Genomic DNA, 16,261 nt, shown 5'->3' on the forward strand with positions numbered 1-16,261 from the left:
TGTGGATAGTTTTGAAACGCTGGTTAATCCGCATCAACCCATTCCCCGTTTTGTACAGTCCTTAACAGGCATTACCGACGACATGGTGCAGCTGGCACCTTCGTTTGAAGAAATTGCTCCACGCCTGATGGAATTGTTTCAGGGCAAAGTGTTTGTGGCGCATAATGTGAACTTCGATTACTCGTTTGTTAATCACCAACTACAATCGCTTGGTTACAATCTGAACTGTAAAAAATTATGTACTGTTCGTTATGCAAGAAAGATCTTTCCAAAACTTGCATCGTACAGCTTAGGCAATCTTTGCAGGCATTTTGAAATTCCATTGTACAATCGACACAGGGCAGCGGGTGATGCAAAAGCAACTGTTCAATTACTGGAACTGTTGCGGAAAAATGATGTGAATAATCATTTGCACACAATGATCGGGAAACAATCGAAAGAACAATATCTGCCACTACATCTCAATAAAGAAGATATTGATCAGTTACCACTCACACCTGGCGTGTATTATTTTCATGATGCAAAAGATAAGATCGTTTATGTAGGCAAAGCCTTGCAGTTGAAGAAGCGTGTAACCAGTCATTTTTCCAATAACAAACCTTCCCGTCAGAAACAGGAATTTCAACGAAACATCCATCGCATCTCTTATCAGCAATGTGGTACGGAATTAATGGCTTCGGTATTAGAAACGATCGAGATCAAACGACTGTGGCCAAAGTATAACCGTGCTATTAAAGGGTACGAAGCAAGTTATGGTTTGTATTTGTATGAAGATGGAAATGGTTACATGCGGTTGGCGGTTGACCGGAAACATAAACATCTCCCGGCTGTGCATTTGTTTTACAGCAGGTACGAAGGAGTAACAGAATTAAAGCGATTGATCAAAGAATTTGATCTGTGCAATAAACTTTGTTTTATTGATCGATCAACTGATCCTTTATGCAGTGCGGAGGGATGCAAAGGCGCTTGCAATGGAACCGAAACCGCAACAGCTTACAATGAACGAGTGCAAAAGGCAGTTGATCAATTGCAAAAGGAATTACCAAGTTTTGCCATACGGGAACGTTCTTATTTCAACGAAAAAGACAGTTGCATTTTAATGGAAGGCGGCCGCTTTTATGGAATGGGGTATGTGGCAACTGAATTTGATTTCAGTGCAAAAGATGAACTACGTAATCAATTGCAGGAATACCCTGAATATGATTTTGTACGAAACATTATCAAACGATATGCTTTAGAGCAACCGGATAAAGTGGTTTGGTTGTAATAATAAAAGCAAGAAAATCCAAAATCCAAATTCCAAATTCCAAAATCCAGAGAACCGTTTAAAGATTCAAGCCACAAACTTAGAACTGAAGAACTCAGAACTTGTTTTATTGCCTTGTCCACGTATCTGTTCTTCCGATCAGTGAAACGCCAATGTATCCCCGTACTTTGATTGAGTTGTTATTTTCCATAGAAATTTTGCAGGAGTAAGTTTTACCATTTTTGGGATCATAAATTTTTCCGCCGGTCCATTCGTTTGAAGAACTGTATTTGAATCCCCACATATTTACCAAACCCAAAACAGGTCGTGAATGATTCTTTTCTTCAGGGTGGTTGATATCTGTTTTTGGTTTGCCTGTTTTAGGATCGTTGGGTTCTTTTAACCAGGTGATCTTCCCCTGGTACTTGTCTCCATTCTTATAGATCTGGATGATGCCGGTGCCTTCACCATTTTTCCAGCTGCCAACTATTGCATCAGGATTATCCTGTTTTACGTGAAAAGACGAAAGGACTAACAAATAGCAAACAGACAGAGTTGCAAGAATGATTTTTTTCATACGACAAATTTTTAAGGATCGATTTTGACGGACTTTCAGCCAATCCGCTTGTTCAAAAGTAAACAACCATTAGTATAATTTGTTACATGTATCGCTTCTTTGAAAAAAAATTTGATTATTTAACTGTCATACAACATCTTTGCAACTCAATGAACAAAGTAATTGCAAATAATCAGTGGTGGTGGCATACAACTCTAAGGGGTCTGTAATGCTATTACTGTGATTGTTCCAATCATATTCAGACCCCGAAGTTTTTCGGGGTTTTTTATTTGCTGAAACTGAAATGAATTAAACGGATCATGAAGAAAATTAAGATAGAAACGACTTGCAAAAAGATGCTGGCAGATGTATTTACACCTGTTGGCATTTATCTCAGGCTGAGAGATCGATTCCGGGATACCATCCTGCTGGAAAGTACAGATCATCATGCAGCTGAAAACAGCTGGTCGTTTATCGGTATCAATGCAATTGCGGGGATGGAGATCAGTTCCACAACCAGCATTGAATTTAAATTGCCCGGACAAAAGCCTGAACGTATTGCCATCAAACAACCAACGGAAGTGCCGCAGCAATTGTTTGATTTCATGAATCGCTTTGAAGCGTTTGGCGATTGCAAAGAAGCAAAATTTGCACAGGGACTTTATGGTTACACAACATACGATGCAGTTCAATTCTTTGATACCATCAAACTGAATGCAGAACGAAAAGATCCGGCGGCTATTCCGTTGATGCGTTACCGTTTGTATCAATACGTGATTGCGATCAATCATCATAAAGATGAATTGTTTATTTGTGAAAATAAGATCGCCGGTATTGAAAGTGATGTAGCGGTTGTAGAAAGTTTGATCCGCAGTAAAGACGTGCCTGTTTATCCGTTTGCAGTAAAAGGCGAAGAAAGTTCGAATGTTACCAATGAAGAATATGTGGAGATGGTGAAGAAAGGCATTGCAAGTTGTCACAGGGGTGATGTGTTCCAGATTGTATTAAGCAGACGATTCCAGCAGTCATTCAGCGGCGATGAGTTCAATGTGTACCGTGCATTACGCAGCATCAATCCTTCTCCTTATTTATTCTTTTTTGATTATGGTGATTATAAATTAATGGGTTCCTCGCCTGAATCGCAGATCATCATTAATAATGGTAAAGCTGTTGTTCATCCCATCGCCGGTACATTTAAACGTACAGGTGATGATGTGATCGATCAGCAGGAAGCCGAACGTTTGTTGAAAGATGCAAAAGAAAATGCAGAGCACGTAATGTTGGTTGATCTTGCAAGAAATGATCTGAGTCGTGTGTGTGATGATGTGAGTGTGGCACATTACAGGCAGGTGCAGTATTACAGTCATGTGATCCATTTGGTGAGTGAAGTGGTGGCAAAGGTTCGTCCCAACTCTAATCCGTTTGAATTATTAGCCAAAACATTTCCCGCAGGTACTTTAAGTGGGGCGCCGAAAATAAAAGCCATGCAGTTGATCGATGCAAATGAACCAACAGCCCGTAGTTATTATGGTGGAGGTATCGGCTTTATGGGTTTTGATGGTAGTTGCAATCATGCCATCATGATCCGCACATTCATGAGTCGGCAAAATACATTGGTATATCAAGCTGGCGCAGGTGTGGTTGCTGCAAGCAAACCTGAAAGTGAATTGCAGGAAGTGAATAATAAATTAGGAGCATTAAAGAAAGCAATTGAGTTTGCGGAAAGCATTCGTTAATAGTTGATGAACCATAACACAATGAAAATTTTAGTATTCGATAATTACGACAGCTTTACATACAACCTTGTCCATTTGGTGGAGAAGATCACACATATAAAAGTAGATGTGCATCGCAATGATCAGATTCCATTTGAGAAAGTGAAGGAGTATGATAAAATTATTCTATCTCCCGGTCCAGGTATTCCTGAAGAAGCAGGTTTGTTGTTGCCATTGATCAAGGAATATGCAGCAACAAAATCTATTCTTGGTGTGTGTTTGGGTCACCAGGCAATTGGAGAAGCATTTGGCGGAACGTTGACGAATCTGGCAACTGTATTTCATGGAGTAGCTACGCCGATTAAAATTCAAAATCCAAAGAATCCAAAACCCGATGGCGTGTTGAATGGACTTCCTGATACAATTGAAGTTGGTCGTTATCATAGTTGGGTGGTGAATAAAGAGTGTTTTCCTGCTGAATTGGAAATAACAGCCGAAGATGAAACAGGAATGATCATGGCTTTGCAACATAAAACATATGATGTGCAAGGTGTGCAGTTTCATCCGGAAAGTGTGTTGACGCCGGTAGGAGAGACCATACTTCGTAATTGGTTGAAGGCTTAATTTGAAAATTTGAAAATGAAAAAGATACTTCAGTTATTATTTGAACATAAGAGCCTCGATCGTCAACAGGCGAAATATGTGTTGCTGAACATTGGCAAAGCCATGTACAACGAACATGAGATCACCGCTTTCATGACGGTTTATCTCATGCGCAGCATTACCATTGAAGAGCTGCAGGGTTTCCGTGATGCATTGCTGGAGCTTTGTGTGCCGGTTGATCTCAATGGACATGCAGTGCTCGATATCGTTGGTACAGGTGGTGATGGAAAGAACACTTTCAACATTTCTACACTCTCTTGTTTTATTGTGGCAGGTGCCGGACAAAAAGTTGCTAAGCATGGGAATTACGGTGCATCAACCATCAGTGGTGCAAGTAATGTCATGGAACAGTTGGGTTATAAATTCAAGAACAGTGTGGATCAGTTGAAACGTGAAGTGGAAGAAGCAAATATCTGTTTCATGCATGCGCCGATGTTTCATCCGGCATTAAAAACAGTTGGGCCTATCCGTAAGAATCTGGGGATGCGTACCTTCTTTAATATGCTGGGGCCAATGGTGAATCCTGCAAGTCCGGCCTATCAGTTGGTGGGCGTGTTTAGTTTAGAGATGGCGAGGGTGTATAATTATTTATTACAACAAACGGGTGGTGCGTTCACCATTATTCATAGTTTGGATGGATACGATGAAATTTCACTCACCAACGATACAAAGGTTATCACCAACAAAGGCGAGTTTATCATGACACCTGAGCAGTTGGGCAAACGTATGGTGCAGCAAACTGATATACATGGTGGCAACAGCATTGAAGAAGCAGCGAAGATCTTCACGAAAATATTAAGTGGCGAAGGCACATGGGCACAGAATGCAGTGGTAATGGCGAATGCAGCAATGGGTTTGTATTGCACAGGTGCTTATAAAACTTATGATGATGCGTTTGCCGCCGCAGTTGAAAGTTTAGAAAGTGGAAGAGCGAATTACTGTTTGAAAAAACTGATCGAATTACAATAAGCATGAATATTTTAGATAAGATCATAGTTCAGAAACGAATTGAAGTAGAAGAGCGTAAGGCTAAAACAAGTGTGGCAGAATTGCAGGAAAGTCCGTTGTATGCAAGACCGGTTTTTTCGTTGAAACAATTTTTATTGGATGATACAAAGACAGGCATTATTGCAGAGTTCAAACGTCAGTCGCCATCAAAAGGTGTGATCAATGGCAAGGCTGATGTGGTGGAAGTAACAACTGCTTACACAAACAACGGTGCATCCTGTTTGAGTGTGTTAACCGATGAACAATTCTTTGGTGGCAGTACCAACGATCTGCTGAAAGCAAGAGTGAATGAAATTCCTATCTTACGGAAAGACTTCATTGTTGATGAATACCAGATCACAGAAGCAAAAGCAATGGGAGCTGATGTAATTTTGCTGATCGCTGCCTGTTTATCGCCGGCAGATGTGAAGCGATTGGCGACCTTTGCAAAATCGCTGAATCTGGAAGTGCTGCTGGAACTGCATGCAGAAGAAGAGTTGGAGCATATATGTGAGGAGACGGAAATTGTTGGTATCAACAACCGCAACCTCAAAACATTTGAAGTGGATATTGAACGTAGTTTGCGCATGGCCAAACAAATTCCGGCAGATAAAATTAAAGTAGCAGAGAGCGGAATAAGCTCGGTTGAAAATATACTGTTGTTCAAAGCAAACGGGTTCAGAGGATTTTTGATCGGTGAAAATTTTATGAAAGAAGAGAATCCCGGAAAAGCATTTGAACAATTCACACAACAATTAAAAAAGCAGAAGCATGAATATTAAAGTTTGCGGTATTACCCAATTGAAACAGGTACAACAGTTAGAAGGATTGGATATTGATTTTGTCGGATTTATTTTCGACAAGAATTCTCCCCGTTATGTGGAAGGAAAGCTGGATAAGAAAGAGATCAAGAAAGCGGATTACGACATGAAGAAAGTAGGTGTGTTTGTGAACCCATCCTACAGTGATATCCTGGATGCCATTGAAGATTATGGTTTGGATGTGGTGCAATTGCATGGCGAAGAAACACCGGAATTTTGTTCTGATCTCAACGAAGATGTGGAAGTGATCAAAGTATTTCATATTGATGAATCGGTGAAAGATATTGATGCGTTGGTAGCACCTTATGATGAAGCTTGTGATTATTATTTGTTCGATACAAAAAGCGGAGACAAGAAAGGTGGCACCGGCAAACAATTCGACTGGGATGTTATTGCAAAGAGTAAAATTGAAAAACCGTTTTTCCTGAGTGGTGGTATTGGTATTGAAGATGTAAAACGTATTAAAGCATTTAAGCATCCTGATTTTTATGGTGTTGATGTTAACAGCAAAGTGGAGAAAGCACCCGGTGAAAAAGATATGAGTTTAGTGTTGCAGTTTAAGTTAGGGATGAAATAGTCGGAACTGTGATTTGTGGGATGACAGGATTGTTTGGACGATGAATAACGATTGCGTTTGCTTACAACCAACCAATTAAGGCAAAGCGTATGAGAATTAAAGTTTGCGGCATGACCGATTTGCAACAGATGCACCAATTAGGAGAAATGGGTGTTGAGTTTGCCGGAATGATCTTTTACCACAAATCGCCGAGGTTTGTGTTGAAACATTTAAACGGTGTGCAAGTGAAACGGGCAAAGCTGAAAGTGTACAAGGTGGGTGTGTTTGTAAATGCGTCGTATGATGAGATCATTAACCATGTGGAGAATTTTGGGTTGGATATGGTACAATTGCATGGCGATGAAACACCGAAGTTCTGTGAAAAAGTGAGTGATTATATTTCGGTGATCAAAGCATTCCGCATTACTGATGATGACAATATTCCCTGGAAGATCAAAGATTATGTAGAGGCGGTGGATATGTACATGTTCGATACGATGGGTGCAGGTTATGGCGGCACAGGAAAGAAGTTTAACTGGAATATGCTGAAAGGCTTGAACATTGGTAAACCATTTTTCTTAAGTGGAGGTATTGAGCCAACCGATGCAGCAGCCATCAAAGAATTTGCAAAGGAAGAAGTAGCAAAGGATCTGTTTGCATTGGACATGAACAGCAAGTTTGAAACAATGCCCGGTGTAAAGGATATGGAATTGGTGAAGAAGTTTGTGGGAGAGTTGAGAAGGTGAGCTTGATAAATAGTTTCTAAAAAAGAGTTATGCACTTTACAGAAAATGATTTTGTGTTTCAGTTGTTTAAGAAGGCAATTGCTGGTTACGGGTTTGTTATTTCTAGTATAACGGATGATGAACGTGTTTGTGTAGTGAAAGGTGATTTTGAATTAACTGTTAGTCTGGATAATCTCAGGAAAGAGTTTTCGCAAGAAAATGATGAAAACGTAATATCAGAATTTGCGGAAGCTATCGCTTCTGCAGGAGAGGAAATTCCAACTTGGGAAGTGGCAAAGGATAAGGTGTTTCCATCTTTGTTTCCCAGTGATTATGATTATGGAGAGTTTGTTAATTTCCCTGTTACTGAATTGTTTAATACGGTCTTTGTTTATGAAGAAAAGTTAAGTAAGAAATGGATCGATGAAGCTCAGGTTGAAAAGTGGAGCATCGATAACGAAACTTTGGTAAGGCATGCTAATGTTAATCTTGATAAAGAGGTTGAAAAAGCTAGCCTTGAGATTGAATTAATTGAAGGGAAAAAACTCGGGTTATTAGAAACTACTGAAGAAACTAAAAAGTCTGCATTTCTTCTTTCCAAAAAACTAAAAGACAAAGTGAGAAAGGAATTAGGCTGGCCGATTTATGCAGTAATTCCTGTACGGGATTTCGTGTATTTATTTTCAGAGGAGGATTCTGAGTTTTTTATTGAAAGGGTTGGCGGAGTTGTGTTACAAGAATATAATGAATCAGGCTATCCAATAACTACAGAGATACTTAAGTGTACAGACGACGGCATAATTGCTATTGGAAAGTATGCGAATGATGAGGAGGAATCATGATGCCCTGTGTACAACCGATGAAAGGATTGCGACGCAACAGTTGATGCCATGAAAAACAAAAGCTGGTATCATTAAAATATAAAATGATGGAAACAACATATCAAAAACCTTCTTCGCAAGGTTATTACGGAAAATTCGGTGGGGCATATATTCCTGAAATGCTGCATCGGAATGTGGAGGAACTGCAGAGCCGTTACCTCGATATTATGAGCGATGCTGCTTTTCAAAAGGAGTTCAGGGCGTTGCTGAAAGATTACGTCGGTCGTCCCACACCGTTATTTTATGCAAAGCGGTTGAGCAAACAATTCAACACCAACATTTGGTTGAAGCGGGAAGATCTTTGTCATACCGGTGCGCATAAGATCAATAATACGGTGGGGCAAATTTTGCTGGCTGAACGTCTAGGTAAGAAACGCATTATTGCAGAGACAGGTGCGGGGCAACATGGTGTGGCAACTGCAACCGTGTGTGCGTTGAAAGGCGTGGAGTGCATTGTGTACATGGGCGAAAAAGATATTGAACGCCAGGCGCCGAATGTGGCCCGTATGAAAATGCTGGGTGCAACAGTTGTGCCTGCAACAAGCGGAAGCAAAACATTAAAGGATGCAACGAATGAAGCCATTCGTGACTGGATCAATAATCCTAACGATACACATTATATCATCGGCAGTGTGGTTGGTCCGCATCCATATCCTGATATGGTGGCGAAGTTTCAAAGTGTGATTAGTGAAGAAATGCGTTGGCAGTTGAAAGAACACACGGGCAACGATTTGCCTACGCATGTAATGGCATGTGTTGGCGGCGGCAGTAATGCGGCCGGTGCGTTCTATCATTTCTTAGATGAATTGAGTGTGCAGTTGATTGCAGTGGAAGCAGCGGGGCATGGTGTAAACAGTGGTTTGAGTGCAGCTACTACACAACTTGGTAAGCCGGGTATTTTGCATGGCAGCAAAAGTTTGTTGATGCAAACAGCAGATGGACAGGTGGTGGAGCCACATAGTATTTCGGCGGGATTGGATTATCCGGGTATTGGTCCGCTGCATGCAAATTTGTTTGAGACTGGTCGTGGTATATTTTTAAGTGCAACAGATGAAGAAGCATTGGACGCTGCTTTTGAAGTAAGTAAGTTGGAAGGAATTATTCCGGCGTTGGAAACAGCGCATGCGTTTGCAGTGTTGCATACTTATAAGTTTAAAGAAGACGACCAGGTGATTATTTGTTTGAGTGGAAGAGGGGATAAGGATTTGGCAACGTATATGAAGGCGATGGAAGGAAGAGTATAGAATCAAGAACATAGAAGTTAGAATTTATGAGCAGAATAAAAGATTTGTTTGAACGCAAAAGCAAAAATGTGCTGAATGTGTATTGTACAGCAGGCTATCCGCAGTTGAACAGTACAATTGAAGTAATGAAAGCGTTACAGGAAAACGGTGCAGACTTAATTGAATTAGGGATGCCGTACAGTGATCCGTTGGCTGATGGCCCTGTGATTCAACACAGCAGCACCGTTGCATTAGCAAACGGTATGACCATTGAGACATTGTTTGCGCAATTGAAAGATGCAAGGAATGAAATTACTGTGCCGATCATCTTAATGGGTTACATGAATCCGGTATTGCAATATGGATTTGAACATTTCTGTAAAGATGCTGCAGCTGTAGGTGTGGATGGTTTGATCTTGCCTGATTTGCCGGAGTATGAATTTGAAACAGAGTATGGTGCTATCATTAAAGCTAATGGTTTAGATTTTGTTTTCCTGGTAACTCCTGAAACAAGTTATGAACGTATTAAAAAGCTTGACAGTTTAAGTACGGGGTTTTTATATGCTGTTTCATCTTCATCCACCACCGGAAGCGATAAGAACATGACGGATGTAAATGCATACTTGCTGAAATTGAAAAACATGCAGTTAAAGAATCCTGTGTTGGTGGGATTTGGAATTAAGGACAAACAAACATTTGATACTGCTTGTGCAAATGCTAATGGTGCGATTATTGGCACAGCATATATCAAGGCATTGGAAGGAACGGTTGATGTGGCAGGAACAACAAAAAAGTTTCTGTCCGGAGTGTTAAGTTGAGCGACAAACGGGACTCGAACCCGCCACCTCGAGTTTGGGAAACTCGCACTCTACCTGATGAGCTATTGTCGCTTAAATGATAAAAGAAAGTTACTATGAATTTGGCAATTGTAAAATACAACGCAGGAAATATTCAGTCGGTGCTGTTTGCATTGGAACGTTTAGGCTTTGATGCAAAAGTGACGGATGATCAGGATGAATTGTTTGCTGCTGATAAAGTGATCTTCCCCGGTGTGGGTGCTGCACGAAGTGCCATGGATAGTTTGAAGGAGAAAGGTTTGGATGCTGTCATTAAACAATTGAGGCAACCTGTGCTGGGCATTTGTGTGGGTATGCAGTTGCTGTTTGAACATTCGGAAGAGAGTGATACGGAATGCCTGGGAATTATTCCAGCGAAGGTGAAGTTATTCAAGAGTGAAGAGATCAGTCCTGACATTCCCATTAAAGTACCGCAGGTTGGTTGGAATGATATTTACAATTTGAAGACTGATCTGTTCAAAGATGTACCTGAACATAGTTATATCTATTATGTGCATAGTTATTATGCGGAAATGAATCCGTATTGCATTGCAACATCCAACTACGGATTAGAGTATGCTGGTGCAGTGCAGAAAGATAATTTTTACGGTGTACAGTTTCACACGGAGAAGAGTGCGAAAGTGGGCGACCAGATCTTAAAAAACTTTATAGAAAAATAGTATGCAGATAATACCAGCCATTGATATCATCGACGGGAAATGTGTGCGATTAACAGAAGGAGACTATTCACAAAAGAAAATTTACAACGAACATCCTTTAGAAGTCGCAAAGGAATTTGAAGGTGCAGGCTTGCAGCGTTTGCATCTTGTAGATCTCGATGGTGCAAAAGCAGGTGCCGTTAAGAATTGGAAAGTATTAGAAACGATCACTTCTAAAACATCGCTTATCATTGATTTTGGCGGCGGTATTAAGCAGCAAGAGGATGTGAAGATCGTTCTCAATTCCGGTGCGGCTTTCGCCACAGTTGGAAGTATTGCAGTGAAAGATGAAACAAAGTTTGTAAGCTGGTTGCAGCAATTCGGTGCAGATAAATTTTTATTAGGTGCTGATGTAAAGAATGAAAAAATTGCTGTAGGCGGTTGGTTGGAAACAACAGATATCTGGATCTATGATTTCATTGAAAAATATATCAATCATGGCGTGCAGCAGATATTCTGCACGGATGTAAGCAAAGATGGCCGACTCGAAGGCCCATCAACTGAACTCTATAAAAATATTCTTCAAAAATTCCCTCAACTGCATTTTATTGCCAGTGGTGGTGTTAGCTCCATGAAAGACCTGGATGAATTAGCCGAGATCGGCTGTAATGGTGCTATCGTCGGCAAAGCCATTTATGAAGGCAGAGTAACTTTGAATGAATTAAAGAAGTTCAGTTAAGTTATTTTCTTCCAAAACGCTTTTTCACTACATCTACAAGTTGTAAAGCATCAGGCGTAAGCTTGAGCAGAAAAACACCTGCGATAAATATTGCTGCAAATAAGCTGCTGCGAAGGATAATGCCCATCCAGCCTCTCATAATATCAAGAGCATAGTAACTGATAAAATAAGCAGTGATTCCCGTTAAAAGCGCAAGTACAGTTTTTGTGCTGAATGGTTGCAGGTTGTATCGCTTCCATAAAAAAGTATAACGAACGGCATTGTAAATAATAAATGCAACAAGATTTGCATAGGCGCTTCCTTCAATACCAAATTTTTTGATCAACACATAGTTCAGCGGTAAACTGATTGATAATAACAAGACACCTGTAAGGAATTCAAACTTCCATTGTGTGGAAGTCATGATGATCTGCGAGTTTACACCTGTGCCCGCATCAATAATTCTTGATATACCGAGAATAAAAACAACAGCAAGTCCTGTACTGTATTGTGATTGAATATCCAGTAAACGAAATGCATCTTCAATGTTGAGCCATATTCCTCCAAAGATAAACAGTGCAGCAATTAAGAGATTAATTGAAGATCGTTTGTAAATGCGGTTGATCTCCTGCATGTTTTTATCTTTCCATGCCTGCGATAAAGCAGGAAGTGTAATGGAGATCATGCTGCGTTGCGGTATCTGAATTAAATTGGCAATATACGAGGAGAGAGCAAAGATGCCGGTAGGAACAAGTCCCATTAAACTGGCAATAAAAATACTATCCATTACCTGCGATAGTATAAAAATCACCTGCCCGGAAAAAACGAATGCTGCAAGAGTCAGCATTTTAGTTTTGAACTTCTTTGTTACACGGCTTACATTAAATGTAAAGTGAAGCTGTCCGTTCTTTTTCATTGAAATTGCCAGCAACACAGCGGTAATCAAAAAACTAAACGAAAACAGTTTGATAAACAGATCAAATTCGAGAAGATTGAATAGGTATAACGTAATCAGTATTGTGGTAAGTAGCCTGAATCCTGTTTCACGTAGAAAAGCCGGGTAAATGGTTTTCCGTGCATTGTTGCTCAATGTTTCAAGAATGGTAAACAACAAAAGCCCTAAACCAAATGGGAATACCCACTTGTAATAATCAACAAACAATGGAGAGCGACCTGAAAATTTACGGACGATCAGTGGTTCAAAAACAAGACCTCCAATTACAACTAAAATAAAACCTGCAAGTACTGTTACCAGTACCCATGTTGCAAGATCATTTTCTTTTGGAGCAAGATTGTCTTTGTAGTAGGGGAAGAATTTGTAGATCACTGAAATTGTTCCAAGACTTGCAACTGCATACATGAGTTGGCCCACATCAAAGAATAAACGTGTAAGGGCATATTCATCAGGATTAAAAATGCCGTTCTTCGTAAAAAGCCATGTATTAATAAAACCAACAAAAAAGCCAATGTAAATAACAATGCTGGAGATGATGGCTTGTTTCCTGATTTGTCCCATACGTGGCCGAAGATATTATTTTACCTTTTTATAAGTCACATAAAAGTTCTTATCCATCAGTTTGCTGATGTCTTCACCTTCCTTAAAGTTGGTACGGAATTTCTGCCAGTTTTCAGTAGCCAGCAATAAACCATATTTAGGGTTACTGTTGCCGGGCAATCGAATAGGCATATTAAAACCTTTCACACAATTCGTCCAGCGGTAATATAACAGTTGTGTGCTGTTTTCAGTGGTAAGATAATATTCCAGCGTTGGTACCTGGGTGGTACGCAGGTATTGATCAAACATTTTATCCAGGTTGTAGCCTGTACGTTTCGAAATAAAATCTTCGATTTCTGCGCCTGTAACAGTTTTGTGGTAGTATTTCTCATTCATATCACGTAACAGCATGCGAAAGGTGCTTTTGTCGCCAATAATCTGGCGCACCATATGAATCATATTAGCCGCTTTTGGATACATATCGCCGCTTCCTTCTTTATTCACATTGTATTTGCCAACAATCGGAATGTCGTTACGGATATTTCTGCGCACTCCCTGCACATAAGCATCACCTGCATCTGTGCCAAAAATATAATCTGTGTAAAGTGTTTCGCTGTAATTGGTAAAACCTTCATGCACCCACATGTCAGCAATGTCTTTGCTGCTGATGTTGTTTCCATACCACTCATGACCACTTTCATGAATGATGATGAAATCAAATTTCAATCCCCAGCCTGAACCACTAAGATCTGTTCCTTTGTAACCATTTTGGTATTCGTTACCGTAAGCAACCGCACTTTGGTGTTCCATGCCAAGATGATTACTTTCTATCAGTTTGTATCCGTCTTCATAAAAAGGATAGGGGCCAAACCAATGTTCAAACGCACGAAGCATTGGTTTCACCTGCTCAAATTGTTTTTTTGCTTTATCAAGATTGTAATCGAGTACATAATAATCAAGATCAAGTTTTCCGTTCTCGCCATTTAACGTATCGCTGAAATGCACATACTTGCCCACGTTCATTGTTACATTGTATAAATTGATCGGCTGCGTTACTGCCCATGTCCATACTTTATTTCCTTTTCCGTCTGCAACTACATTTTTCAGTCTTCCGTTTGAAACATTCATCAATGTATCAGGAGCAGTTATGCTGATGCTTACGCCATTGTCGGGTTCATCACTCTGATGATCTTTACAAGGCCACCAAACACTTGCACCCAAACCTTGACATGCAACATTGATCCATGGATTTCCGTTCTTGTCTTTTTTCCAAACTACCCCGCCATCCCAGGGAGCACGTAAAGCCGGCTTTGGTACACCATGATAAACAAGATAGAGTTGATGCAGGTCTTTATCGGCAGTGAGCGGTTTTGGCATTCTGCGTTTTGGCATTTCAATATACCATGCATGTCCGTCACGGCTGAAATTCACCGGCACTCCGTTCAAGACAGCACTATCAATGACCAATGGGTCCTGCAGATCGATCTGCATACGGGCACCTTTCTTCTTTACCAATTTGAAGGAGATGGTATTACTGCCTCTGATAGTAAAATTCTGAAAGTTGGGTGTTACAGCTAAGTCATACTTTACAACATTCCACCAGGCACGTTCAGGAGTTATTGAACCACGTAATGTATCTTGCTTCGTAAGTTTTTCGTTATTATGAAACGATTGCGATTGAACAAGTACAGATTGGAATAACAAAAACAGAAATAAGCTGAGGTAGGTCGATAAATTCTTTTTTTGCACCGGATTTATATTTGAGCCTAAATTTAGCAGTAATTCTTTATGCAGAAAGCGAAAAATACAAGAGAGGCAAGAGTGTTTCGGGTAAAGTCGGCGTTTACCTTCAGGCGAACACTTTTTCATTCTTCATTTTTCATTCTTTATTTTTCATTCCTGCTCATGTTTTCCTGCGGCAAAGCCAAAAAGAATGAGCAGAATATTTTTCGATACAATGAAGTAAGCGGTATCAGCTCGCTTGATCCTGCATTCGCCAAAAGTCAGTCTGTAATTTGGGCAACTCATCAGTTATACAACACACTTGTTGAAACAGATGACCAACTACACATTGTTCCTTCGTTGGCAAAAAGCTGGCTTGTTAGTGATGATCGCATGCAGATCACGTTTTATTTACGTGATGATGTATTCTTTCATGATCATAGCGCCTTCCCGAATGGAAAAGGACGAAAGATGATTGCAGGCGATGTCGTGTATAGCTTTCAACGGTTGATGGATAAAAACACCGCCAGCCCCGGCGCATGGATATTCAACAACAGGGTTGATGCAGCAACAGGTTTTACTGCTCTTGATGATACAACATTCCGCATCACATTATTACGACCTTTTGTGCAGATACTTGGTGTGTTGAGTAATGTATATTGTTCCATTGTACCAAAAGAAGTGGTGGAGAAACATGGGCCTGATTTCAGACGCAACCCTTGCGGCACAGGTCCGTTTCAATTTAAAGCATGGGAAGAAGGACAGGCATTGATATTAGTGAAAAACAAAAACTATTTCGAAAAGGATAGCACAGGTGAGCGATTGCCTTATGTTGACGGAGTAAAAGTGAGTTTTCTTGATAATAAGGCGAGTGAGTTTATGGAATTCAGGCAGGGGAATCTGCATTTCATTAATGATATTGATGCATCGTTTAAAGATGAAGTGCTGAATAAAAAAGGAGAGTTGCGTGCTGAATGGAAAGACAAAGTTGTGTTGAATAAAAATCCATATCTCAATATTGAATACATCGGCATACTGGTTGATTCTGCAAATCCGTTGGTAAAGAATTCGCCCTTGCGATTAAAAGCAATCCGCCAGGCGATCAACTATGGATTTGATCGAAGGAAGATGATGCTGTACTTGCGTAACTCAATAGGTACTGCTGCTGAAAGTGGTTTTGTGCCAACAGGCTTGCCCAGCTTTGATTCAACGATTGTAAAAGGTTATTCTTACGATCCTGCAAAAGCAAAAGCCTTGTTGCAGCAAGCTGGCTTTACATCAATGAAAAATGTTCCGGAGATAAAACTGCTCACCATTCCTATCTATGCAGATCTTGGTAGCTATATTGCCCGGCAGTTGCAGGATATTGGCTTGAATGTAAAAGTGGAGGCTGTGCAGAAAAGTTTGTTGCTTACACAAACTTCAAAAAGCGAAGCATTGTTTTTCCGTGCGAGCTGG

At 40.3% G+C, this 16,261-nt stretch carries 16 protein-coding genes and 1 tRNA gene; 13 read left to right on the forward strand and 4 right to left on the reverse strand.

All coding sequences use genetic code 11. From position 1 onward, the window contains the following. The coding region (locus VK159_RS11495; RefSeq protein WP_324230280.1) for an exonuclease domain-containing protein at window positions 1-1,267 on the forward strand (1,267 nt) is incomplete at its 5' end. Window positions 1,268-1,373: 106 nt separating this feature from the next. Here VK159_RS11495 and VK159_RS11500 read toward each other — a convergent pair. After that, on the reverse strand, window positions 1,374-1,823 hold the full coding sequence (locus VK159_RS11500) for a DUF2147 domain-containing protein (RefSeq protein WP_324230281.1): 450 nt from the start codon (window positions 1,821-1,823) through the stop codon (window positions 1,374-1,376). Between the two features lie 299 nt (window positions 1,824-2,122). Between VK159_RS11500 and VK159_RS11505 the strand changes: the two genes are divergently transcribed. From VK159_RS11505 to trpA, 9 genes are all read left to right on the forward strand, one after another. After that, window positions 2,123-3,538: an anthranilate synthase component I family protein gene (locus tag VK159_RS11505; protein ID WP_324230282.1), complete on the forward strand. Its 1,416-nt coding sequence runs from the start codon at window positions 2,123-2,125 to the stop codon at window positions 3,536-3,538. Between the two features lie 21 nt (window positions 3,539-3,559). Next, window positions 3,560-4,141: an aminodeoxychorismate/anthranilate synthase component II gene (locus VK159_RS11510; protein ID WP_324230283.1), complete on the forward strand. Its 582-nt coding sequence runs from the start codon at window positions 3,560-3,562 to the stop codon at window positions 4,139-4,141. Window positions 4,142-4,156: 15 nt separating this feature from the next. After that, on the forward strand, window positions 4,157-5,149 hold the full coding sequence (gene trpD / locus VK159_RS11515; RefSeq protein ID WP_324230284.1) for an anthranilate phosphoribosyltransferase: 993 nt from the start codon (window positions 4,157-4,159) through the stop codon (window positions 5,147-5,149). Between the two features lie 2 nt (window positions 5,150-5,151). Beyond that, window positions 5,152-5,949 carry an indole-3-glycerol phosphate synthase TrpC gene (trpC, locus tag VK159_RS11520; protein WP_324230285.1) on the forward strand — a complete coding sequence of 266 codons (798 nt, stop codon included), beginning with the start codon at window positions 5,152-5,154 and terminating at the stop codon, window positions 5,947-5,949. Beyond that, on the forward strand, window positions 5,939-6,565 hold the full coding sequence (locus VK159_RS11525; protein WP_324230286.1) for a phosphoribosylanthranilate isomerase: 627 nt from the start codon (window positions 5,939-5,941) through the stop codon (window positions 6,563-6,565). The genes trpC and VK159_RS11525 overlap by 11 nt, the downstream gene beginning before the upstream one ends. Window positions 6,566-6,675: 110 nt before the next feature. Next, window positions 6,676-7,290: a phosphoribosylanthranilate isomerase gene (locus VK159_RS11530; RefSeq protein WP_324230287.1), complete on the forward strand. Its 615-nt coding sequence runs from the start codon at window positions 6,676-6,678 to the stop codon at window positions 7,288-7,290. A 29-nt stretch (window positions 7,291-7,319) separates the two neighbouring features. Then, on the forward strand, window positions 7,320-8,111 hold the full coding sequence (locus VK159_RS11535) for a hypothetical protein (RefSeq protein ID WP_324230288.1): 792 nt from the start codon (window positions 7,320-7,322) through the stop codon (window positions 8,109-8,111). 86 nt (window positions 8,112-8,197) lie between these two features. Next, window positions 8,198-9,394 (forward strand): tryptophan synthase subunit beta, encoded by a 1,197-nt coding sequence (trpB, locus tag VK159_RS11540; protein WP_324230289.1) that lies wholly within the window; start codon window positions 8,198-8,200, stop codon window positions 9,392-9,394. Window positions 9,395-9,420: 26 nt separating this feature from the next. Then, complete coding sequence (gene trpA / locus VK159_RS11545) at window positions 9,421-10,191, forward strand: tryptophan synthase subunit alpha (protein ID WP_324230290.1); 771 nt, start codon at window positions 9,421-9,423, stop codon at window positions 10,189-10,191. Here the strand turns inward: trpA and VK159_RS11550 are convergent. Then, window positions 10,191-10,263 (reverse strand) — tRNA-Gly (locus VK159_RS11550). The genes trpA and VK159_RS11550 overlap by 1 nt on opposite strands. Before the next feature lie 23 nt (window positions 10,264-10,286). Between VK159_RS11550 and hisH the strand changes: the two genes are divergently transcribed. Together hisH and hisA are read left to right on the forward strand one after the other, a co-directional pair. Beyond that, window positions 10,287-10,889, forward strand: a complete 603-nt coding sequence (hisH, locus tag VK159_RS11555) for an imidazole glycerol phosphate synthase subunit HisH (protein ID WP_324230291.1) — start codon at window positions 10,287-10,289, stop codon at window positions 10,887-10,889. Between the two features lies 1 nt (window position 10,890). Further along, window positions 10,891-11,607 carry a 1-(5-phosphoribosyl)-5-[(5-phosphoribosylamino)methylideneamino]imidazole-4-carboxamide isomerase gene (gene hisA, locus VK159_RS11560; RefSeq protein WP_324230292.1) on the forward strand — a complete coding sequence of 239 codons (717 nt, stop codon included), beginning with the start codon at window positions 10,891-10,893 and terminating at the stop codon, window positions 11,605-11,607. 1 nt (window position 11,608) lies between these two features. Here hisA and VK159_RS11565 read toward each other — a convergent pair whose 3' ends face one another. Both VK159_RS11565 and VK159_RS11570 read right to left on the reverse strand, forming a co-directional pair. Next, window positions 11,609-13,102, reverse strand: a complete 1,494-nt coding sequence (locus tag VK159_RS11565) for a lipopolysaccharide biosynthesis protein (protein ID WP_324230293.1) — start codon at window positions 13,100-13,102, stop codon at window positions 11,609-11,611. A gap of 15 nt (window positions 13,103-13,117) precedes the next feature. Further along, window positions 13,118-14,830 (reverse strand): M1 family metallopeptidase, encoded by a 1,713-nt coding sequence (locus VK159_RS11570; protein ID WP_324230294.1) that lies wholly within the window; start codon window positions 14,828-14,830, stop codon window positions 13,118-13,120. A 39-nt stretch (window positions 14,831-14,869) separates the two neighbouring features. Here VK159_RS11570 and VK159_RS11575 point away from each other — a divergent pair. Continuing rightward, on the forward strand, window positions 14,870-16,261 hold a 1,392-nt coding region (locus VK159_RS11575), incomplete at its 3' end, for an ABC transporter substrate-binding protein (RefSeq protein WP_324230295.1).

It is taken from the genome of Lacibacter sp. (genome assembly GCF_035299325.1).
Taxonomy (GTDB): Bacteria; Bacteroidota; Bacteroidia; order Chitinophagales; family Chitinophagaceae; genus Lacibacter.